Source organism: Citrobacter sp. Cpo142 (assembly GCF_030332425.1).
Classification (GTDB): domain Bacteria; phylum Pseudomonadota; class Gammaproteobacteria; order Enterobacterales; family Enterobacteriaceae; genus Citrobacter; species Citrobacter portucalensis.
Genome location: NZ_JAOWHW010000131.1, coordinates 1 through 20,938, shown reverse-complemented (window position 1 = coordinate 20,938; position 20,938 = coordinate 1). Strand labels below are relative to the sequence as shown.

At 49.7% G+C, this 20,938-nt stretch carries 22 protein-coding genes; 18 read left to right on the top strand and 4 right to left on the bottom strand.

What is annotated here, in order from left to right; genetic code table 11:
- The 5 genes from OGY18_RS17905 to OGY18_RS17885 form a co-directional block, all read left to right on the top strand.
- A partial coding sequence (locus tag OGY18_RS17905; protein WP_286553867.1) for a WYL domain-containing protein occupies positions 1 to 314 on the top strand: 314 nt, incomplete at its 5' end.
- A 40-nt stretch (positions 315 to 354) separates the two neighbouring features.
- Positions 355 to 591: a protein YpjK gene (ypjK, locus tag OGY18_RS17900; protein WP_001144029.1), complete on the top strand. Its 237-nt coding sequence runs from the start codon at positions 355 to 357 to the stop codon at positions 589 to 591.
- A complete protein-coding gene (locus OGY18_RS17895; protein WP_286553863.1) occupies positions 591 to 1,031 on the top strand; it encodes a YfjS/YafY family lipoprotein in 441 nt (146 codons plus the stop codon). The genes ypjK and OGY18_RS17895 overlap by 1 nt, the downstream gene beginning before the upstream one ends.
- Before the next feature lie 23 nt (positions 1,032 to 1,054).
- Positions 1,055 to 1,522 (top strand): YfjT/YkfB family phage-associated protein, encoded by a 468-nt coding sequence (locus OGY18_RS17890; RefSeq protein ID WP_015063048.1) that lies wholly within the window; start codon positions 1,055 to 1,057, stop codon positions 1,520 to 1,522.
- Positions 1,523 to 2,330: 808 nt separating this feature from the next.
- A complete protein-coding gene (locus OGY18_RS17885) occupies positions 2,331 to 2,888 on the top strand; it encodes an NAD(P)H-dependent oxidoreductase (protein WP_048244759.1) in 558 nt (185 codons plus the stop codon).
- Between the two features lie 142 nt (positions 2,889 to 3,030).
- On the opposite strand, the gene OGY18_RS17880 is transcribed toward OGY18_RS17885, so the two are convergent.
- Entirely contained in the window at positions 3,031 to 3,867 is an 837-nt protein-coding gene (locus OGY18_RS17880; RefSeq protein ID WP_080347950.1) for a LysR substrate-binding domain-containing protein, read from the bottom strand.
- A 234-nt stretch (positions 3,868 to 4,101) separates the two neighbouring features.
- Entirely contained in the window at positions 4,102 to 4,869 is a 768-nt protein-coding gene (locus OGY18_RS17875) for an AraC family transcriptional regulator (RefSeq protein WP_286553854.1), read from the bottom strand.
- 108 nt (positions 4,870 to 4,977) lie between these two features.
- On the opposite strand from OGY18_RS17875, the gene OGY18_RS17870 reads away from it, so the two are divergent.
- From OGY18_RS17870 to OGY18_RS17815, 12 genes are all read left to right on the top strand, one after another.
- Entirely contained in the window at positions 4,978 to 5,766 is a 789-nt protein-coding gene (locus tag OGY18_RS17870; RefSeq protein ID WP_048232744.1) for a sulfite exporter TauE/SafE family protein, read from the top strand.
- A 483-nt stretch (positions 5,767 to 6,249) separates the two neighbouring features.
- Positions 6,250 to 8,559, top strand: a complete 2,310-nt coding sequence (locus OGY18_RS17865; protein ID WP_286553847.1) for a tellurite resistance TerB family protein — start codon at positions 6,250 to 6,252, stop codon at positions 8,557 to 8,559.
- 3 nt (positions 8,560 to 8,562) lie between these two features.
- Positions 8,563 to 9,879: an ATP-binding protein gene (locus tag OGY18_RS17860; RefSeq protein WP_015063045.1), complete on the top strand. Its 1,317-nt coding sequence runs from the start codon at positions 8,563 to 8,565 to the stop codon at positions 9,877 to 9,879.
- The gene (locus OGY18_RS17855) at positions 9,876 to 12,071 is read left to right on the top strand and encodes a DEAD/DEAH box helicase (RefSeq protein WP_048232739.1); all 2,196 of its coding nucleotides are present in this window, start codon (positions 9,876 to 9,878) and stop codon (positions 12,069 to 12,071) included. Before OGY18_RS17860 ends, OGY18_RS17855 begins: the two co-directional genes overlap by 4 nt.
- Before the next feature lie 861 nt (positions 12,072 to 12,932).
- Complete coding sequence (locus tag OGY18_RS17850; RefSeq protein ID WP_015063037.1) at positions 12,933 to 13,412, top strand: antirestriction protein; 480 nt, start codon at positions 12,933 to 12,935, stop codon at positions 13,410 to 13,412.
- A gap of 15 nt (positions 13,413 to 13,427) precedes the next feature.
- On the top strand, positions 13,428 to 13,904 hold the full coding sequence (locus OGY18_RS17845; protein WP_286553840.1) for a JAB domain-containing protein: 477 nt from the start codon (positions 13,428 to 13,430) through the stop codon (positions 13,902 to 13,904).
- Between the two features lie 8 nt (positions 13,905 to 13,912).
- Complete coding sequence (locus OGY18_RS17840; RefSeq protein ID WP_000691994.1) at positions 13,913 to 14,134, top strand: DUF987 domain-containing protein; 222 nt, start codon at positions 13,913 to 13,915, stop codon at positions 14,132 to 14,134.
- 18 nt (positions 14,135 to 14,152) lie between these two features.
- On the top strand, positions 14,153 to 14,479 hold the full coding sequence (yafW, locus tag OGY18_RS17835; RefSeq protein WP_001548930.1) for a type IV toxin-antitoxin system antitoxin YafW: 327 nt from the start codon (positions 14,153 to 14,155) through the stop codon (positions 14,477 to 14,479).
- 89 nt (positions 14,480 to 14,568) lie between these two features.
- Positions 14,569 to 14,946 carry a TA system toxin CbtA family protein gene (locus tag OGY18_RS17830; RefSeq protein WP_000854726.1) on the top strand — a complete coding sequence of 126 codons (378 nt, stop codon included), beginning with the start codon at positions 14,569 to 14,571 and terminating at the stop codon, positions 14,944 to 14,946.
- Positions 14,943 to 15,431 carry a DUF5983 family protein gene (locus OGY18_RS17825; protein WP_001547769.1) on the top strand — a complete coding sequence of 163 codons (489 nt, stop codon included), beginning with the start codon at positions 14,943 to 14,945 and terminating at the stop codon, positions 15,429 to 15,431. The genes OGY18_RS17830 and OGY18_RS17825 overlap by 4 nt, the downstream gene beginning before the upstream one ends.
- Before the next feature lie 11 nt (positions 15,432 to 15,442).
- A complete protein-coding gene (locus tag OGY18_RS17820) occupies positions 15,443 to 15,640 on the top strand; it encodes a DUF957 domain-containing protein (RefSeq protein ID WP_000839269.1) in 198 nt (65 codons plus the stop codon).
- 84 nt (positions 15,641 to 15,724) lie between these two features.
- Positions 15,725 to 16,567 (top strand): DUF4942 domain-containing protein, encoded by an 843-nt coding sequence (locus tag OGY18_RS17815; RefSeq protein ID WP_001548928.1) that lies wholly within the window; start codon positions 15,725 to 15,727, stop codon positions 16,565 to 16,567.
- A gap of 150 nt (positions 16,568 to 16,717) precedes the next feature.
- On the opposite strand, the gene OGY18_RS17810 is transcribed toward OGY18_RS17815, so the two are convergent.
- The gene (locus OGY18_RS17810; RefSeq protein WP_003830676.1) at positions 16,718 to 17,101 is read right to left on the bottom strand and encodes a helix-turn-helix transcriptional regulator; all 384 of its coding nucleotides are present in this window, start codon (positions 17,099 to 17,101) and stop codon (positions 16,718 to 16,720) included.
- Positions 17,102 to 17,150: 49 nt separating this feature from the next.
- On the opposite strand from OGY18_RS17810, the gene OGY18_RS17805 reads away from it, so the two are divergent.
- Entirely contained in the window at positions 17,151 to 18,812 is a 1,662-nt protein-coding gene (locus OGY18_RS17805; protein ID WP_286553835.1) for a fatty acid--CoA ligase, read from the top strand.
- Positions 18,813 to 19,010: 198 nt separating this feature from the next.
- Here OGY18_RS17805 and OGY18_RS17800 read toward each other — a convergent pair whose 3' ends face one another.
- Entirely contained in the window at positions 19,011 to 20,732 is a 1,722-nt protein-coding gene (locus OGY18_RS17800) for a SulP family inorganic anion transporter (RefSeq protein ID WP_286553833.1), read from the bottom strand.
- Positions 20,733 to 20,938: the final 206 nt, after the last annotated feature.

Sequence of the window (20,938 nt, the reverse complement as noted above, 5' to 3'; positions counted from 1 at the left end):
GACTGATTCAGGCCATTACCGGGCGCAGGCGGGTGACGCTGATTGCGGAGGGGCGACGCTGTGAGCGCCTGGCTCCCTGCCGGTTACTCATCCACCAGCAGACCTGGTATCTGGTGGCTGAACACGAAGGGCATATCGCCGTATTCACACTTGATGAAATCCATCTGATTCAGCCTTTGCAGGAGACTTTTCGCCGCAATGACAGTCTGTGTCGCCTGGTTGAAGACCCGGTCTTCATTCAGGCCTTACCCCATTTTCGCTTTATCCAGCATTCACTGCTTACGTTTGTTCCGGCTGACAGCCCACCGGAATAGCGCAGGCGTTGTTATCAACGCGGCAACAGGGAGGAGCCCAGTGCCCGTTATTGCCATTATCGCCATTGTTATCATCGTCATCATTCTGAACAAAACCGGAGTGTCCGACAGCCTCACGGCCTTGACACTTGCAACCGTTGCCGCACTACTGACGGGAGGTGGCGCAGCCGGTGCTGCCAGTGTCGCGCTGACGCCGTTCGTCGGCGTGCCAGTGGGTATTTTTGTGGGAATTTATGTCTTTGCCAAAGTGGTTCGTCTGATTTCAGGGAAAAAATAATGAAACGTAAAACACTACCTCTGCTGGCGCTGGTTGCCACCTCTCTGTTTCTGAGCGCCTGCGATGACAGCAGTGATGACCTCAAAGCTATCAGTAAATTTAAGGACCTCACGCCTCCGCGCTTCAGCGATGTGGTCAGCCGTCAGGATGATGTCAGGGAAGAATGGTCGCAGATTGCTCTTTCTGGCCCCACTCTGCAGGTCTTACGCACCCGCCAGTCGCCCGATGGTTGCGAGGGCGGTAGTTACTACTACCTCGTGGATATGCAGGAAAAAACCGTCCAGCCGCTGATGAATGCGCTTTGTATTGCCGACAATATCAAACTGGAATACCACGAGGTTACGGACCGGTATACGAAGGAAAAATACTTTGAGTACTCCCATGACGGAAAACTGATGGGTCGACTGCTGATACCCTCAAACCCTGAGAACCACGAATAAAAACAACGATAAAGGAGACAGAAATGACAATAGGTTCACTAAGCCGGTTTGTACTGGCATGTTCACTGTTTACCAGTTTTACAGCCTCTGCGGTTCCTGGACTCTGGCAGCAGGGCTATGGCCAGGGCAATACGGAATACAACGTGACGGATGCCAGTGGGAAAATGTTTACCATCAATTGCACGGGAAATCCGGACCAGAACGGTTTCTACCAGCATTCTGTTTTTCTGACCCAGACGGATAACAGGATGGTCAGTTCGCACGATGACGGCACCACGATCACCGTGGTAATGAATCACCAGCAATACGTTATTCCGTCCAGACTAGGCTGGCGAAATGGGGATAACGCCTGGTATGACTTCATCAGCGATATCCGCAAAGCCCGACAGTTTGAGGTCTACGTCAATGACCGCAAAGCGGGCTCTTTCAGTGCTGACTCGACGAATGCCGCGAAGGTCCTGCCCACTCCCGGAGAGTGTGGTAACGACTGATACCCGCCTTTTCTCCCACAAACCAACCCCGACAACCTCCTGGCTGCCGGGGTTTTCTTTTACCCATAGCCTGAAATGTCCCGACCGGTATTATTTACATTATAAGAATGAGCTTTGACCCGTTGAACTCACAGCACAGAGCGGACAGAAATCAAGGTCAATAAGGTCTGCTTTGAGCGAAAAGCGGACATTATGGTTAAACGGTAATATCGTTCTGATGTTATTAATTATGAGCAGTTATCAGAAAACATATTTTCAGCCATAGCCACCAGGAAAGCGTTAGCAGAGTTAGCGTAAGTAATGTGACTATTGACTATTGACTATTGACTATTGACTATTGACTATTGACTATTGACTATTGACTATTGATTGAGAAAAGAGACTGCTTTTATTTTTTTTAGCGTCAATACCCTAAAATAGCCTTGACGGTAACGGGATGAAACTTCATCTCCAAAAAAATTGCAGTAAAGTGACCTTCAACGGCAGGTTTTACTATATAGTGACCATAGCATCAAGAAAATACTGCAAAAAAATAATTAATAATCTTAAAGTTACACAACTTCCCGTTCGCTATCGTTAAACTCTAAAACACGTATCCTTCACTTCTGTAACAGCTCCTTGAGTTTTGTAGACTGTCGCTTGACGGGGTTGTCTTCGCTCATCATGCGCTTCTGATGGCTGCGTTAAGGCATCAATAATATTCAATGCCATACATTCACACAATCAATAATCTGTCATATCAATAATCCATTAGACAAATAACACGTACAGGATAAAGCTAACAGGATATACCAGCCGGAGTATTCCCATGTCGAAAACGCTTGTGTTACTTTTCCATCCTGATATTACTCGCTCCTGTGCAAACGCTGCTCTTTCCACTGCCGCCTCCCAGCTTGCTGAGGTCGAAATCTTCGATGTACAGCAGGCCTATCCCAATGGCGTGATTGACACCGATGCCGAGGTGCATCGCTTGTTGGGCGTGGAGCGTATCGTCCTGCAGTACCCTATGCAGTGGTACGCTACCCCACCGATATTGAAGGCATGGCTTGATGCCGTGCTAACTCGATTGTTCTACATTAACTACGAGTCGGAGGGGCGCAGGCTACGAGGCATGCCTATAATGGTCTCGGTTACCGCAGGCAATAGTCCTGACGCTTATAGCCAGGGCGGACGTAATATGTTCACCATGTCAGAACTACTTGCTCCTATTCGCGCTACAGCCCACCGTTGTGACCTGACCTGGAATACCCCATTTATCGTGTACCGTGCCAATCAGCTGTCTCGGGACGAACTCAAGGACGAGGGAACCCGCTATGTTGAGGTATTAAAATCCTGGATTTCTTCAACCGGGCTGCAGGAGATCTGATATTGGTCAGTAGTCCAGGATAGCAGACAAACTTGGTCTTTCTTCGTAAACATCAACTTGTCTCAGCTACTAAGCCCTTCAGGGACTGATATAGCTTTCGACATTCGTACTTATGCCAGAAAGATTAAAGTTCGATAAGATACTATCGAACAGAAGTTACGTTACCCTCTTTTTGAAAGAAGGATCGTAGTGTTTCGATTACATGTTTCACGACCAAATCGCTATCTCTTCGCGTGTGCCAGGCTAAATGCAGACTGAAGCCTGGCAACGGGGTAGGTGGCTCGAAAATCGCCAGGGATTGGGTGTCAGAAAGACAATTTATAGGCGTAATAGCAATCATATCCGTTGCTTTAAGCAAAGGTTCGATCATGGTGAAATTCGGTACAACCGCACCAACATGACGAGCTTTTCCTTGTTGAGCTAATACTTCTTCCAGAGACCCACGTATATTCCCTTCGCCGGAAACAACTATATGGGGCCATGCCAACCACTCATCCACGTTAAATTTTTGAACGGCAGGATGCGAGGCCCGCATGGCCACAACATAGCCTTCATGTCCAATTTCCTGGCGATGAAATTCTGGAGGAAGCGCAGGAAACGTTGAGATCGCAATGTCAGCCTCACCATTCTCCAGACGATGGAGGGCATCCTTACTGCTGCGCCATGGCAATAGCGCTAAATTCACCTTCGGAGCGCTGGTACTTAATTTGGTTAAAAGATGGGTCATGACCGTCAGGCCTGGTTGATCAGCCATTACCAGATGAACAGTTTGACGAATATGCGTCAAGTTAGTTTGTGGTGTCTCTACAACAGCCGATATGGCAAGCAGTGCCTGGGACAACGGCTCTTTTAACGACTGTGCCTTAGCCGTTATCCGGTTCGGGTCGTGACAGAAGATCGTCTTGATGGCGAAATAGCCCATCTGATTGGCTAATGTTGATGCACGGTCATAGCGACCGGATATGGCTGTTATTAACATTCCGCGACAGGGAAGCCGGATTAATGAGGATGCTTTAATGCAAATGAATTTCCTGCTTTCGCAGCATTCACACAGTTCAAGCTGACCGGTCCTGTGAAATTAATTTCGTCTCGACATCAATGGAGCCGCTATATTCCGATAGGGTCTCCAGTTGTTATAGTGCCAGTTTACTGGCTATGTTTGCTTCTGACACAAAGCTGCCGCGATGCCCGTAACCCTGTGTAACTTTTGAAATCAAGCAGGATGGTAATATGACGGCGGCTGCCCCGTAACGCGGCGGAACATCGTTGCGAAAGAGGAGGCACTCTCATATCCAAGAGACAAAGCCACTTCATTCACGGGTTTGCCTGTTATCAGCAATGCCAGCGCACTAACCGCACAGGCTCGCTGGCGCCAGGCGGAAAACGACATGCCGGTTTGCTGTCGAAAACAGCGACGAAAGGTGCTGGCGCTCATAAATAGCGCGCTGGCCCAGCGCTCGACCGGATCGTGGATGGCTGGGGCGAGTAAAAAAGCCTGACACAGCGCCAACAACGCCGGCTGCTGTGGCAAAGGGATATCGAACTCGCGCACCGGCATCGCCGTCAGTTCCAGCAGCATCAAATCCGTCAGCGCCCGATCGCGTACGCTGTCATAGCATGGCGGCAGATCCACCGCCTCCAGCAGTAGCTGCCGCAACAGCGGCGATACGCTGATCACTTCGCACCGGCTGCTGTTACGTAATTTGTCCGCGCAGGCGGGTTCGATATACAGGCTGCGCGTAGTGACGCCCACAAACTTTACGGCATGCAGTGTTTTGGCAGGGATCCATACCGCATGCTGGGGCGGTACCACCCATTCTCCGTCACGGGTTGAAACGTGCATCAGTCCTGTTGCGCCATACAGAAGCTGCGCGCGGCGGTGCTGGTGTGGCGGCAGGAAAAATCCCTTCGCATAGTCGTTTCCTAGCGCTACTACCTCCCGATTCAGCTGATCAAAATCGTCAATTTTTCCGTTTCGCACATCCGCCTCCTTCTGACCGGTTTGAAAGGATAATTGAGCGCCATGCAAATGGGAAGCGGGACGCAAGCACGATAAGCTGCTGGCTCATTTTCACAACGGGATATTTCTTTGAACGATCTGATGATTATCGCACTGGCCGGTTTTACTACCGGCATGACAACAGTGCTTTTTGGCTTTGGCGGCGGCTTTGTAGTGGTGCCCTTTGTTTACCAGCTGCTGGTGCGGCAGCCACCGCTGGCAGGTGATGCGATGCATATCGCCGTGGCCACTTCAACGGCGGTGATGATTTTTAACGCGGGCTGGGTCAGCTTTCAAAACTGGCGTGCGGGCAGGCTTTCTTTGCCCATCTTATTCCCGCTGTTGTGGTTTATCGCCGTGGGCGCAGTGGCCGGTTCGTGGTTGGCGGGAATATTAAGCGAGGTGGTGATTCGCGAGCTGTTTATTTTTTATATGCTGATGACGATTGGGGACTGTCTGTTGCGCAAAGGTTTCTTAAGCGGCAATGCGCCGCGTCGTTTGTCGCTTTTGACGGTCACCGGTGGCGGTATGCTAATCGGCACGATTGCCGCATTGCTGGGCGTGGGTGGCAGCGTAATGACGGTGCCGTTGTTGCGGCGACACGGTCATACGATGCGAGAGTGTATTAGCGCGGCCAACCCGCTTTCCCTGCCGGTGGCGTTGTGCGGTGCGGTGACCTATGCGATAAGCGGTTGGCACAAAATTTCGGCAGGCGGTTTTGTAGGTTTTATCAGCCTGAAGATTCTGGGCCTGCTCCTGGTGGCTGGCTGGGTGGGTATAGTATTTAGCCGCCGGGCGATCCCCGCCGTCCCTGATGTCTGGCATGCGCGAATCTACGTGATGCTGTTGTGCATGGTTCTGGTGGCTATGTTGCTTTAAGCAAATCCTGCTTTGCAAATTTAGTTGCTTTTACAGCGGCAATATCTGCATGAACGTCCGTTTCTGGCAAAAAGTGGAGGGCCGTAGTCAAGGTCCGCTTAGAGCGATAAACGGAAATTCGAGACGGTATAGTCTCTAAAAGCTTCCCTGCCATAAAGTTGCCGACATTCTCAGCGAATAGGTAAGTATCATCATACAGTGGTCAGATGTGCATCCGCAGTACATTTGCTCGCATGTTAACGTAGCAGTAGTACAACATCATTTAGAGACGAATAGCCTAACAAGTTTTAACACCTTAAAATTTCACTGCTGGTTAAACACATTATTAAATAATTTTTATCATTTAAATCATTGGGTTAATTTTAATTGTGATTTGCTTTTAACCCTCGCAATTTAGAAGTATTATTTTGAGATTAATCCACTTGCCCTGCCTTCATCACTGCTTGTAAATATGCGTGAAGAATAATTTTAAGGTTATATATCATGGAGTTATTGAAGTTTTTGGCGGCGATTTTTGTCATTTACTTGTTGTTTTTTAGAAAGAAAAAACGTAAATCTCCAAAGTCTTATGCTTCAGACCCCGTGAAAGCACCGCCAAAAGAATGGCTCGCTGACATCAAGAAAAAAGAGGCTGTTGTGCGAAACGATGATATTGAAGACGATAACCTTGCAACTTTTACATTGAGCGGTGGCCGGGCTGTTGAACTTCGGGTGACAACCAATCATTACCGGAACACCTCAAAGTCAGCAGGTGCACTAGCTCGATGGGTACTTCCGGGTGAGATGATAACTGTAGCTGGTGTAGCAATTAGCGGTGGCCACATTTACGTGGGGCAACGTATGAAGCCCTCCGGTCAGGAATCAGGCGGCTATTATGACGATGGAAGTGAGGCATCATTAATTGATGACACATGTAAGATAAAACCTACTTCTTATCTTTACGAGGACAGTTCATTAGGATATTGGCCCAGTTTTTCCTCTCTTTCCCCAGAAGCCCGCGGTGCGTATGTCAGTTGGCTTGCCAGCGATAGGTCTGATCCATTGTGTCCTATCGGCTATGTTTTTATCTACCTCTACGGCCTGGAAAGAAAAGCGCTCGTAGATTCCACTGATCCAAAATTCCCTGATGCTGAGTTCCGTAATCTGTTCAATGAAGTCGCTCGGTTAAGATCGGTATTCATTGAGAACCGCTCCTTCCGTGGATATTCGACCCAATTACTCGAAGCCATGTCTATTCTGCGCCCGAACATGGGCTTAGCCACTGAGCTCGATAGCAATTCAGGTTTCAGCAACAGCATGCAATTTAAGCTGGCTCTGGCAAAAACTGTACATGAAGGAGTTGCTGTATCAGCTGAACTGGCGTTGAACTGGGTAATAAACCACACCGAGTATTCGCTGCGTACCCCGGCTCGCCGCTGTGCTAAAGAGTTTGCTGCGCTTTTCAAACGGCGTTACACCCTCAAATATGGTGAAGGGATGGTCGTTAAGGCGAATAAAACGCGCCTAAGGTTAGATTACACACCAGCAAGTCCTAGTTTGCGAGGTGTTCGACTTCCTGTTCCCGACCTGCCTGATCCAAGTGCGTTGAAGAGCCCTGTCCAGAAAATTATGGCTCTTGCCGATATATGTACAGATGAACTTGATGCTTATAGTCGCTACCTTGGTAGGAAAGGTACGTCAGTCAATGATACGGCTGCAATTATGCTGCTCCCTTCAGAGATCGTTAATGAAAGCGCAGAAAAAATATTAAGCTCATTCAAACGCTGGGCTGATGAGGCGATCCTCGTCAAGGAGGGGTTAGTCTCAGTTGCTGACTTTTGGGCACATATGAATGCCAGTTGCCCCAATAAGATCAATAAAAAAGAGGCCGATTTGATGCAGACCTTTGCTCTGAAAATGGGTTACGGTCTGGCACCTGACCCGTATTATCACCATGTGAAGGCGGATGTTGATGGGACACTTGTTCTATTTCCTGCCGCCGAAGGTGGACGCTTCTCACCTTCTCTTGAATTTATCTCAGCCGTAATGACGCTCAGATTAGGGGCGATGGTCGCCTTGATTGACGATTCTCTTGATCAAGCTGAACAGAAAGTGCTTGAGAATGCCATCAACAACAATCCTGGCTTCACCGATGATGAAAAACGCTCTCTACATGCGTATTTAACGTGGCAACTTCATACCCCAGCTAATATGACAGGAATGAAAAGTAGGATTGAGTTGATGGGGGCCGCAGAAAAAGCTGCTGTGGGTAAGGTTATCGTTAGTGTTGCCTGTTCGGATGGGACAATAGCGCCTGCCGAAATCAAACAGCTTGAGAAGATTTATTCAAGTTTGGGGCTGGATCCCTCATCTGTCTCGAGCAATATCCATCAGCATTCCGCAACTGAACATGATCTCGTCTCGTCTGTACCAACTGATCAGCCAGCAGCAGGGTTCACACTGGATGCTAATGTACTTGCCCGCCACGAATCTGCCACGGATGATGTTCGTAAATTGCTGAACACAATTTTCACCGAAGAAGAACCGGAAGAGCCAGAAAGCGCTCCAGCCTCATCAACGGAGGCGGGGGGGCTTGACTCCGCACATAGCCAGCTTTATCGCAGTTTGCTGGAGAAAGAACAGTGGTCCCGAAAAGAGGCGACAGAATTGTGCGGAAATTTGAATTTGATGCTCGGCGGTGCGCTTGAGGTGATCAATGACTGGTCCTATGCGGTGGTTGATGCTCCAGTACTGGACGATGCCGATGATGATATCTGGGTTGACCTGGAAATTGCCAAAGAATTAGAGGGATAGTGAATGTCTGTAACACGTATAAGAGTGAAAGAACGTGACGCTATTATTCAGTCACTTAAGTCAGGTGTAACGCCAAGGATAGGCATTCAGCATATCCAGGTTGGCCGCGTGAATGAGATCACCGCTCTCCACCAGGATATTGAGAGGACTGCTGACGGTGGTGCAAGCTTCAGACTTATCATCGGTGAATATGGTTCTGGTAAAACGTTCTTTCTGAGTGTTGTGCGCTCTATTGCGCTAGAGAAGAAGCTGGTGTCAGTCAGTGCAGACCTTTCTCCTGACAGACGCATTCACTCATCGGGAGGTCAGGCTCGTAATCTCTATTCTGAGCTTATGAAAAACATGTCCACCAGAAACAAGCCAGATGGTAATGCGTTACTTAGCGTTGTTGAAAGATTCGTTACGGAGGCCAGAAAGGAAGCGGACACGGACGGCTCCGAGGTTTCATCAGTTATTCATAAACGCCTGGCAGCTCTGTCAGATATGGTGGGTGGATATGACTTTGCGAAGGTCATTGATGCATTCTGGCGCGGGCATGAGCAGGATAACGAAACGCTAAAATCCAATGCTATTCGCTGGTTGCGGGGAGAGTACACCACCAAAACTGATGCCCGTAACGATCTCGACGTTCGGACTATTATCTCAGACGCATCATTCTATGATTCTTTGAAGCTGATGAGCCTTTTTGTCCGCCAGGCAGGCTATGCCGGTCTTTTGGTCAGCCTCGACGAAATGGTGAACCTCTTTAAGCTGAATAATACGCAAGCAAGAACAGCGAACTACGAACAGATTTTGCGGATCCTGAATGACTGCCTGCAAGGCTCAGCCGAGAACATTGGTTTTATCCTCGGGGGTACGCCAGAGTTTCTTTTCGATCCGCGTAAAGGTCTTTACAGCTATGAGGCGCTCCAGTCGCGTCTGGCGGAAAACCGGTTCGCGCAAAAAGCAGGAGTGATTGACTACTCATCCCCCACTTTGCATCTTGCCAGCCTCACCCCTGAGGAACTGTATATTTTGCTGAGAAATCTTCGTCATGTTTATGCAGGTGGAGATCCAGAGAATTATCTGGTACCAGATGAGGCACTGACTGGATTCCTGCATCACTGTAGTAAAACCATTGGAGACGCTTACTTCCGTACCCCCCGTAATACCATAAAAGGTTTCCTGGACATGCTGGCCGTGCTGGAACAAAACAGAACGATGAACTGGCAAACACTAATCGAGGGTGTGGCGATTGAAGAGGACCGGCCCAGCGATATGGATGACACCACTACGGAGGAAAGCGATGACGACGACGGACTGGCGAACTTCAAACTATGAGCAGTGCCTACGATAGCCTCGATCCCCGCGTCCGTAAGTGGGTTTACAAGCAGGGGTGGTCGACATTAAGGCCCTTGCAGGAGAGTTCTATCCCGGCAATTTTAGCCCGTGATCGAGACGTGCTAATCAGTGCAGGTACAGCAGCGGGTAAAACAGAGGCTTTCTTTCTTCCTGCCTGTTCGGCAGTTGCAGATCTCACGAATGGATTTGGCATCGTCTATATCAGTCCGTTGAAGGCATTGATTAACGATCAGTACCGTCGTCTTGGGAGCCTTGGAGATGCATTGGAAATGCCAGTGACTCCCTGGCACGGGGATGTACCACAAAGCAAAAAGAAGAAGGCTCGGACGAACCCTGCTGGCATTTTACTGATTACACCTGAGTCACTTGAGTCTTTGCTCATAAATTCAATGGGCTGGCTCAAACAGGCGTTTTCTTCAGTCGCATACATCGTTATTGATGAGTTTCATGCTTTTATTGGCTCAGAGCGTGGTGTACAGCTGCTTTCTCTGCTCAATAGAATTGACCATGTGCTAGGATGCCAGGTAAATCCAATTCCCCGCGTTGCGTTGAGTGCCACGCTGGGGGAACTGGAGAAAGTGCCCGAAATGTTGCGCCCGGACAAACGACTCCCCTGCGTAACTGTTACAGATAGTAATAGCACGGCCACTCTTCAGGTACAGGTCAAAGGGTACCTGGAGCGAGTGATCCAAAAAGAGGAAGAACTTCAGAGTTCAGCTGAACATGACGTTTGCGCTGACATTTTTAGACTTTGCCGTGGCGATTCTCATTTGGTCTTTGCAAACAGCCGAAAACGCACTGAAAGCATTGCGGCAACGCTGAGCGACATGTGTGAGGAACAAATTGTTCCGAATGAATTTTTCCCCCACCATGGTTCCCTTGCCAAGGAATTACGTGAGGCGCTTGAATCTCGTCTTCAGAAAGGAAATTTGCCCACAACAGCTGTTTGTACAATGACGCTTGAGTTGGGAATTGATATCGGTAAGGTTAAGTCGGTTATCCAAGTTACGCCTCCGCATTCTGTTTCCAGTTTGCGCCAGCGTATGGGGCGTTCTGGGCGTCGCGATTCCCCGTCAGTACTCAGAATGCTAATTACAGAAAATGAGCTTACTGTGAGTAGCAGTATCGTTGATCACCTACGACTCCAGTTGGTGCAGTCGATGGCAATGATCAGGTTGATGATCTCTAAACAATGGTTTGAGCCTGCCGATTCCCGGCAGATGCATTACTCCACGCTGCTACACCAAATTCTTGCAATTACCGCACAATGGGGTGGAGTTCGTGCCGACCAGCTCTGGTCACAACTATGCCAGACAGGGCCGTTCAGAAATGTAGATTTAAACGATTTCAAAAGCCTGCTTAAACATATGGGAGCATGTGGCCTGCTCACTCAACTTGCTAGCGGTGAAATGGTTGTTGGGGCAGAGGGGGAGAAACTGACTAACCATTACACTTTTTATGCCGTGTTCAATACACCAGAAGAGTTCCGCATTGTCACCGGAAACAGAACCCTTGGAACAGTGCCTGTGGACTCCCCACTGCTACCAGACCAACACATCATCTTCGGTGGGCGGCGCTGGAAAGTGACAGAGATCGAGACAGAGAAAAAAGTTATCTATGTAGAGGCAACCAAAGGCGGTCAGCCACCACAATTTAGTGGGGGAGGTATGTCTGTTCATGATGCCGTTCGTCAGGAAATGCTCGCTATCTATAGGGAAGGTGATTACCGCATAGCAATAGGTAGCAAGAAAGTAGATTATGCCGATACTGCCGCCAGAAACCTATTTGCGGAAGGCTGTAGTAACTTTCAGCGTTTTAAACTTCAAAATGAGTGTTTTATTACGAGTGGACAACACTGTTACGTAATACCCTGGATGGGGGATAAAGTTGTCAATACGATTACAGCCTTGCTCATACGTTGTGGTTTTAAAGCAAATTCATTTGCTGGCGTTATAGAAATCGATAACTCCAGTGTAGCTTCCGTTCAGCACGCGCTCAAAGAAATGCTGTTGTCAGGCTTGCCATCTGCATTTGATCTTGCCACAGATGTTCCAGAAAAGTACTTAGATAAATATGACGAGTATTTACCAGGGTCCCTTCTTGCGAAAGGGTATGGTGCAAAGGCGTATGAAACAGAAGGTACGCGCATCTGGTTGCAGAAACATCTTTAGTAATCTGGATATGTAATCAGGGTATAAATAAGACATATATACCCTGAATTTTTTATTTCCCTGTAGATTTACTAGGCTTTAGTCCCGGGGTATTACCAGGTGTATCTTTATTATCACGTCGACGTTGATCCGGTTTTCCTGTCGATTTAGCAATTGGTTTTGGACCAGGTTTAAGACCCATGATAGTTATCCTTTAGAGGTGTAAGAGGGAAGCCTCAACATTGATATATTGGATAATGTGAAATTTTTCAATGGGAGCGATCAACATATCCAATGATTAACTCGATATTGTGAACAGTGTCCGCTTCTGGCACATGGCTGCCAGTCACCCACGATCTGAAATTTATAATTGACGCAACTACAGCTTTAAGTTATCTGCTTGAATTATAAATTATTTCATATAGATATTATCTCTGTGAATCCCTCGCATCCATTATTGGTTGCGAGGTTTTTTATTTTTCACGCAGAGATCTCCGTATGCAAAAGTCTGGCTGCTCTCAGGCCTTTGAGCAATTGCTGACTTCGATACCTCACACCCTAAGCAGTACGAGCCGATGATCGCCCCTTGTCGGTGGATAAACACTTTATCGTAACGTCACGCTGGCGTATCGACGGGGATGTGAAGCTCAATAGTGCACTGTGGTTGATGACGGAGAACATGCTCGTTCTGTTCAGTCAGCTGCAGGCAAAAAACACACCGGTACTTGGGCCAGATAGCCTGACTTTACGCTCTCCATTCTCTCCATTCTCTCCAAATCCATATCCCGTTCGCGGGAATTTCTCATATACCGCATTGTAAGCCCTGACAGGAAACCCGCCTGCGGCATATCTGCGGCTGTAATAACCGAAAGGAAAATCACTATGTATAACGACACAACGTCAAAACACAATGATCATCATAATCACAGCCAGAAAGAGCCGACCGGAGATAAATTACTTCATGCCACTGTGATGCCCGATGGAATGCGTATCAGCTTCTGGCCGCAGCACTTCGGCACTATTCCGCAGTGGATAACCCTGGAGCCCCGCATCTTCGCCTGGATGAACCGCTTCTGCGCGGATTACAGCGGTGGCATCTGGCAGTTTTACACGCTGAGCAACGGCGGGGCCTTTATGGCACCCGATGCTGACCGCAATGAGACATGGAGTCTGTTCAATAACTTGAACGGTAATGGCGTGGAAATGAGCGCAGAAGCCGCAGGTATTGCCGTCTGCCTGATTGAATACAGCCATCACGCCTGCCGTACAGAGTGTGACGCGATGACCGCGCACTATTACCGTCTGCGGGACTACGCCCTGCAGCATCCAGAAGCCCACGCCATTCTGCGCATCATTGACTGACCGGAGGAACAACGAATGAAACAGCTTTCCTTTTTACCCGGCGAGATAACGCCACAGGACCGGTGTCTCATCCAGCGGGCACTCAGGGTTCTGGACAGACATCTGCATGAGCCCGGCGTAGCCTTCACCTCTACCCACGCCGTACGTGAATGGCTGCGACTGCATATGGCCGCGCTTGAGCGGGAAGAGTTCCGGGTGTTGTATCTGGACAACCAGAATCAGTTGATTGCCCATGAAACGCTCTTCACCGGCACGATTAACCGCACCGAGGTGCATCCCCGGGAGGTGGTCAAACGTGCTCTGCACTTCAACGCGGCGGCGGTGATACTCGCGCATAACCATCCTTCCGGCGAGACGACACCTAGCCAGGCCGACAAAACCCTCACGCAGCGACTGGTTCAGGTGCTTCAGCTGGTGGATATCCGTGTCCCTGACCATCTGATTGTCGGTGGCAGGCAAATCTATTCGTTCGCAGAACACGGTCTGCTTTGAGGTATTACATGAAAATTATCAGTAAACGCAGGGCAATGACGATATACCGCCAGCATCCTGAGTCCCGAATCTTTCGCTACTGCACCGGCAAATACCAGTGGCACGGTAGCGTCTGTCATTACACCGGCAGGGACGTTCCGGATATCGCCGGAGTCCTCGCGGTATACGCCGAACGCCGCCAGGACCGCAATGGGCCCTATACCTGCCTGATGAGCATCACCCTGAACTGACAATAGTGGAGAACTGTAATGAGCAACCCTACCAGGGGCCTGCAGCGGGAGATTACACTGCGCCTGGGAGCCCGTCTGGTGCAGGAAGGCAACCGACTGCATTATCTGGCTGACCGGGCCAGCATCACCGGCAAGTTCAGTGACATCGAATGCCGGAAGCTGGATGAAACATTCCCGCACTTTATCCGCCAGATGGAATCGATGCTGACCACCGGTGAACTCAGCCCCCACCATGCCCACTGCGTTACCCTGTACCACAACGATTTAACCTGCGAAGCCGACACCTTCGGCTCCTGTGGTTACGTTTATCTGGCTGTTTATCCGACGCCCGAAACGAAAAAGTAAATCATCAGAATAATCTTCTGCTCCGGCCTGGTGTTTTCACCACGCCACTTTTCCATTTTTCATCTCTGCATATCAGGAAAATCTTCAGTATGAAAACATTACCCGACACACACGTACGGGAGGCATCGCGCTGCCCGTCTCCCGTCACCATCTGGCAGACACTGCTGTCCCGGTTGCTGGACCAGCATTACGGCCTTACGCTGAATGACACACCGTTCGCCGATGAACGTGTGATTGAGCAGCATATTGAAGCTGGCATTTCACTGTGTGATGCGGTGAACTTTCTCGTTGAAAAATACGCACTGGTACGTACCGACCAGCCGGGATTCAGCGCCTGTACCCGCTCTCAGTTAATAAACAGTATTGATATTCTCCGGGCTCGCAGGGCAACCGGCCTGATGACCCGCGATAACTACAGAACGGTAAATAACATTACCCAGGGGAAGCATCCGGAGGCGAAACAATGAAACTGGCCCTGACGTTGGAAGCCGACAGCATTAATGTGCAGGCACTGAACATGGGGCGAATTGTCGTTGATGTCGATGGTGTTAATCTCACTGAACTGATTAACAAGGTCGCTGAAAACGGTTATTCACTCCGCGTGGTGGAGGAATCCGACCAACAGTCAACCTGCACACTACCACCGTTTGCAACCCTTGCCGGCATACGCTGCAGTACCGCACATATCACGGAAAAGGATAACGCCTGGCTGTACTCGCTGTCACACCAGACCAGTGACTTCGGTGAATCAGAATGGATTCATTTCACAGGTAGCGGATATCTGTTACGTACCGATGCGTGGTCATATCCGGTTCTGCGGCTTAAACGCCTGGGGTTGTCAAAAACGTTCCGTCGTCTGGTTGTCACACTCATCCAACGTTATGGCGTCAGTCTCATTCATCTGGATGCCAGCGCTGAATGTCTGCCGGACCAGCCCACTTTCGATTGGTAACCAGGAACAACATGAAATCATTAACCACGGAAACCGCACTGGATATTCTGATTGCGTGGCTACAGGACAATATCGACTGCGAATCGGGAATTATCTTTGACAACGATGAGGATAGAACGGATTCAGCAGCACTGTTGCCCTGCATCGAACAGGCCCGGAAGGATGTCCGTGCTCTTCGTCATCTGCAGCTTCTGCACCAGAACCGGTGAATATCACTCACCATACTTCATTCCCCTGACGCCAGCCTGAATACAGCTGGCGTTTTCGTTTATAAACCAAAAGGAAAACCGATAATGTCAGACATCACAATCTCCCGTCCGGAAGTGGTCACCGGGCATACGGACGTTATCTGCTCCACCAGTATCCAACACGTTGTGACGGTACGGAATGCAGCACTGCAACAAACCGAAACGCTTATCCGGCAACTGGCAGAAATCTCAGTGCTGACAGCAGGCATTGGCGGCAAAACCGCCCTGGACTGGGCGATGAAACAGAATTTTCGCTGTGGCTGCTGGCTGATGGAAAAACCGGAAGCAGCAATGAAAGCCATCACCCGCAATCTCGATCGAGAAATCTGGCGTGACCTGATGCAACGTTCCGGGATGCTGAGTCTGATGGATGCGCAGGCCCGGGACACATGGTACCGATCACTGGAATATGATAATTTTCCGGAAATCAGTGAAGCGAATATCCTGAGTACATTCGAACAACTGCACCAGAATAAGGATGAGGTGTTTGAGCGAGGGGTGATCAACGTCTTCAGGGGACTGAGCTGGGATTACAAAACCAACTCACCCTGTAAATTTGGCAGTAAAATTATCGTCAACAATCTGGTGAGGTGGGACCGGTGGGGGCTTCATCTGAACAGCGGGCAACAGGCCGATCGACTTGCCGATCTGGAAAGAATGCTACACCTGTTCAGCGGCAAACCGATCCCCGACAACCGGGAAAACATCACTATTCGTCTGGATGGTCACATCCAGTCCGTTCAGGGTAAAGAGCGCTATGAAGACGAGATGTTCATCATTAAATACTTTAAGAAGGGATCTGCACACATCACTTTCAAAAGGCTGGAACTGATTGACAGAATTAACGATATAATAGCCAGGTACTTTCCTTCTGTGCTCTCAGCCTGATCCCGAGTGTGATTCCCTTTCGATATCAAAAGGGACTGCGGGTATAATTGAGGGTACATTTTTAATCAAACCAAATAAATTATATTAATATCAATATTATAAAAGAAATTTTCGATTCCGAGTCCGGCACCACTATTTAGAAGAACCCGCCTATGGCGGGTTTTTTGCTTTCTGGGCTCCGCGAGATTTCTTATCTTTCTGACCACAGCAACTCCTACCCCACCTCATCACGACACTTAAACCTTCACTGGAACCACCATAGTACGGCAAAAAATATAGCGGTATCAGACACACCTCTTTTTCTGGCGTGCTTAACCGTAGGCCAGATTTGAGTAATTTATCTGAACAACCTTGGGCACAATACTGTTGCGGGAGCGCCAGGTCGCGCCGCATTTCATTGATAAGCTCGCTGAAGGTCGCACCACCCTCTTCCAGATGGCGTTGCAGGGTACGCACATTCATCCCCAGGGGCTGGAGTTGGTGCGCCGCCTCGACATCTGAAGCAAACGCCAGGGAGTAAATACCAACCTTCATCTACAATTGCCATCATACCGAGCAAATAATGAGTCAACGAGGAACCTGGATGGTGAAAACAAGAGTCATACAGTCAGCGCAGGGAGCCCATACCTATCCGCTGCTGATCAAGAGCTTGCTGCTGTCGGGTGGGCGTTCTCATCCCGAGCGAGAAATCGTCTACGCCGACAAGTCGCGTTACGACTATCGCACCCTCAAACAGCGTATCCATCGCCTGGCAAACATGCTGACAGCGGCCGGTGTCATGCCTGGAGACACCGTCGCCCTCTTAGATTGGGACAGCCATCGCGCCCTCGAGTGCTTCTTTGCGGTGCCTATGATTGGTGCCGTGCTACACACGGTGAACGTCCGCTTCTCGGCGGACCAAATCGCTTACACCATGAATCATGCCGAGGACAACCTGGTACTGGTGCACGACGACTTCTTGCCGGTTGTCGAGTCACTGGCAGAAACGCTAACCACTGTCCGGGGATACATCCAGCTTAGCGACGAAGAATCGACGGCAACCAGCCTGCCGGTGCTGGGGGAATATGAGACCCTTCAGGCCGCAGCGGGAGATCGCTTTGACTTCCCCGACTTCGATGAAAACTCGATAGCGACCTTGTTCTACACCACTGGAACCACGGGCAACCCCAAGGGGGTCTACTTCAGCCATCGTCAGCTGGTCCTGCACACGCTCAATGAACTGGGCCTCCTGGCAGCCCACGAGGGACAGTCGCTGCTACGATCGAACGATGTCTACATGCCGATCACTCCTATGTTTCACGTGCACGCCTGGGGCGCTCCCTATGTCGCAACAATGCTGGGTGTGAAGCAGGTATACCCCGGTCGTTACGAACCCAACAAGCTGGTGCGGTTCTATCGCGATGAGGGTGTAACCTTCTCGCACTGTGTGCCAACCATTTTGCAGATGATCCTTGAGTGCGACGAAGCCACACAGACCGACCTGTCGGGATGGAAGATGTTGCTGGGTGGCAGTTCACTGTCCCTTGGACTGGCAACACAGGCCCACCATAAGGGCATACGCATTCACGCCGGCTATGGCATGTCTGAGACCTGTCCCCTGCTCTGTATGACCCACTTAAGCGATGCCGAGCTGGCCCTTCCCATGGATGAGCAGCTACCCCTGCGGATTCGGACCGGCCTGCCTGTTCCGTTGGTGGATCTGCGTATCGTCGATGGCGAAGGTCGGGAGGTAGTGCACGACGGCGAAACCCTGGGTGAAATAGTGGTGCGAGCCCCTTGGCTGACTCAGGGCTACCTGAAGGAACCCGAGAAAGGAGCTGAGCTATGGAATGGCAGTTGGCTGCATACCGGCGACATTGCCTCTATCGATCCCCGTGGGATAGTGGAAATAAAGGATCGCATCAAAGACGTAATCAAGACGGGCGGTGAGTGGATAAGCACGCTGGAGCTGGAGAGCCTCATCAGCTCACACGCGGCTGTCAGGTCGGTAGCCGTCGTCGGGATACCTGATGAACAGTGGGGCGAACGCCCCCTGGCTCTGGTGGTTTGCAAGGAAGGGGAAGACCTGGAGCCGCAGGCCATAGCGGCACATCTACAAGGATTCGTCGACCGCGGCCACATCACTAAATGGGCGATCCCACGACAGATAAGGATAGTCCCAGAAATTCCCAAAACCAGCGTCGGCAAGATCAACAAGCGCTTGATCCGCGAGCTCGAAGCCAGCAATGGGAAGGAAAGCATTTAAGCGATTTGTCGCATTCATAGCGTAAGGTTAACAACAGTCACGCTGTCTATATTTCAGGTAGCATGTCGGTATCAATGCTCTGCCGGGGATCTCACCGTCCCCGCGCGGATGCTGATCGCCCTTTAGCAAATGGGTGCCTGGGCATGTTCATCGCCACAGGCACCTTCCATCCAGCCTGATCATTTACCTAAATCTGCTTTATTCAACAACGCCAGATTCATCCTCACTCATGCTTTCTTTGCTTTGAATGAACCGGAGCGCCAAATAAAGGTCTGGTGCCAGAATCATGTCGTCGTCTTTCATTGTCGGTCGACTCTCCTTAAACCAGCGTGTTAACTCCGTTTTCCGGCCCGCAAGAATTAACTTAATCTGCCGCCCCTTCAGGTCCCGTTTTAACTCATTAATGGTTGCCAGGACGCTGATATCTGAATAGGTAAAGCAAGAAACGGCGTCAATGACCACCCATTTCGGTTGTAGCGCAGCACCATCGACTAAATTCAAAACACGGCGCTTAAAATAGGCCACATTAAAATAGGTCAGCGGTGAGTTAAATCGGTACATCAACACGCCAGGGATCATTTTCACATCAGTTGAATTACCTAATGAGTGAATCATCCCATTTTCGTCAATTCCCAATAAGTGTTCAGTGGGACGAAAAACTGTGCGCAGGAACTGCAACAGACCTAGCAATACCGCAAGGCCAATTCCCTGAATAACACCAATAATCAGAACACAGCCAAAGGTGAAAAACGCCAGGCGAAATGCGGGTTTATTTCTTCGCCTCAGGTTCCAGAGTCCGCGTAAATCAATTAATGACCACGATGCATAAATTAGAACAATGCCTAATGCAGATACCGGAATAAATTGTAATGGCTGCGTGAAAAATACCACGACGATTCCGATGATTAAGGCAGCAACAACGGAAACAAGCTGGCTTTTCCCTCCAGAGGAATCATTTACCGCAGTCCGGGAATCGGCTCCGCTAATCGCAAACCCCTGAGATAAGCCAGACATTAGATTCGCGACCCCCAAAGCCCTGAACTCAGCATCAGCATTTATTTCGTATCCGTTTTTCGCGGCAAAACTGCGAGCGGTGAGCATCAGGCTAACAAAACTGACTAACGCCAGGTTCAGCGCAGGGATCAATAAATCACGCGCCAGACCAGGCTGAAACGATCCCCAGTGAACGACGGGCAAACCAGACTGAAAGCCCGATCCCCCAATAGTGGCAATCCCATACTGCTGCGCAGATGTAATCCATACCAGCGCCGTTGTTATCACAATAGCAATCAACGGTGCTGGCCATTGGCTACGAAACGTCTTGATAGCTATTAAAATCGCTAACGTTAGGATGGCGATCCCTAAGGTTAATAAATGAATTTCTGAGAGTCGACCAGGCAGGGCAATGATCTTCTCAATAACTTGCTCTTCATCAAGCGTAATCCCCAATACCTTACCGAGTTGCCCGACAATAATCGTCACGGCAACGCCGTTAAGCAGACCCGTTAGAATGGGATGAGAAAGCAGGTCAGCAAGCGCCCCCAGGCGAAATTTACTGGCAAGCAGGCACCATCCCCCCATCATCACAGTCATGACAATTGTTAACTGCCAGTGAAGTTCTGGGTTTCCGGCAGAAAGAGGAACTACAACGGCTGCAATTACCGCGCAGGTCGTGGCATCAGGACCAACAATCAATTGGCGGGAAGTACCAAACAGCGCATAAGCTAGCATTGGCAAAACGCAGGAATATAACCCGACGATAGCCCCGACTCCCGCTAACTCAGCGTAAGCAATCGCAACCGGTAGTGCTACGGCAGCAACGGATAACCCGGCTTTAACATCATGTTTTAGCCAGCTTTTATCGTACGCTAATAAATTTTTTAGCCCCGGCATGTAGTTTAATACCATTTTTCCGAACACTTTATTCTCCGGATAGACCCTTACTAATAGATAAAGGTACACGTAACTGTCGCAGGCGATCCTGATATTTTCGGGAGGTAATACAGAAAATTCAGATTGGGGGGTTTACCGCATATGCCGCAGGAAGGCTTGTGTTATGGAGGTTTTGGATATTGCTTTGCACCCGATGGTGCTGCGATGTGATGTGCCTGATGCGCTGCGCTTAT

Bases quoted from the DNA above. Each gene is read 5' to 3' on its own strand.
- OGY18_RS17830 (WP_000854726.1), top strand. From the start codon at position 14,569: ATGAAAACATTACCCGACACACACGTACGGGAGGCATCGCGCTGCCCG.
- OGY18_RS17885 (WP_048244759.1), top strand. From the start codon at position 2,331: ATGTCGAAAACGCTTGTGTTACTTTTCCATCCTGATATTACTCGCTCC.
- OGY18_RS17815 (WP_001548928.1), top strand. From the start codon at position 15,725: ATGTCAGACATCACAATCTCCCGTCCGGAAGTGGTCACCGGGCATACG.
- OGY18_RS17820 (WP_000839269.1), top strand. From the start codon at position 15,443: ATGAAATCATTAACCACGGAAACCGCACTGGATATTCTGATTGCGTGG.
- OGY18_RS17855 (WP_048232739.1), top strand. From the start codon at position 9,876: ATGAGCAGTGCCTACGATAGCCTCGATCCCCGCGTCCGTAAGTGGGTT.
- OGY18_RS17825 (WP_001547769.1), top strand. From the start codon at position 14,943: ATGAAACTGGCCCTGACGTTGGAAGCCGACAGCATTAATGTGCAGGCA.
- OGY18_RS17845 (WP_286553840.1), top strand. From the start codon at position 13,428: ATGAAACAGCTTTCCTTTTTACCCGGCGAGATAACGCCACAGGACCGG.
- OGY18_RS17880 (WP_080347950.1), bottom strand. From the start codon at position 3,867: ATGTTAATAACAGCCATATCCGGTCGCTATGACCGTGCATCAACATTA.
- OGY18_RS17895 (WP_286553863.1), top strand. From the start codon at position 591: ATGAAACGTAAAACACTACCTCTGCTGGCGCTGGTTGCCACCTCTCTG.
- yafW (WP_001548930.1), top strand. From the start codon at position 14,153: ATGAGCAACCCTACCAGGGGCCTGCAGCGGGAGATTACACTGCGCCTG.
- OGY18_RS17890 (WP_015063048.1), top strand. From the start codon at position 1,055: ATGACAATAGGTTCACTAAGCCGGTTTGTACTGGCATGTTCACTGTTT.
- OGY18_RS17805 (WP_286553835.1), top strand. From the start codon at position 17,151: ATGGTGAAAACAAGAGTCATACAGTCAGCGCAGGGAGCCCATACCTAT.
- OGY18_RS17840 (WP_000691994.1), top strand. From the start codon at position 13,913: ATGAAAATTATCAGTAAACGCAGGGCAATGACGATATACCGCCAGCAT.
- OGY18_RS17860 (WP_015063045.1), top strand. From the start codon at position 8,563: ATGTCTGTAACACGTATAAGAGTGAAAGAACGTGACGCTATTATTCAG.
- OGY18_RS17865 (WP_286553847.1), top strand. From the start codon at position 6,250: ATGGAGTTATTGAAGTTTTTGGCGGCGATTTTTGTCATTTACTTGTTG.
- OGY18_RS17810 (WP_003830676.1), bottom strand. From the start codon at position 17,101: ATGAAGGTTGGTATTTACTCCCTGGCGTTTGCTTCAGATGTCGAGGCG.
- OGY18_RS17850 (WP_015063037.1), top strand. From the start codon at position 12,933: ATGTATAACGACACAACGTCAAAACACAATGATCATCATAATCACAGC.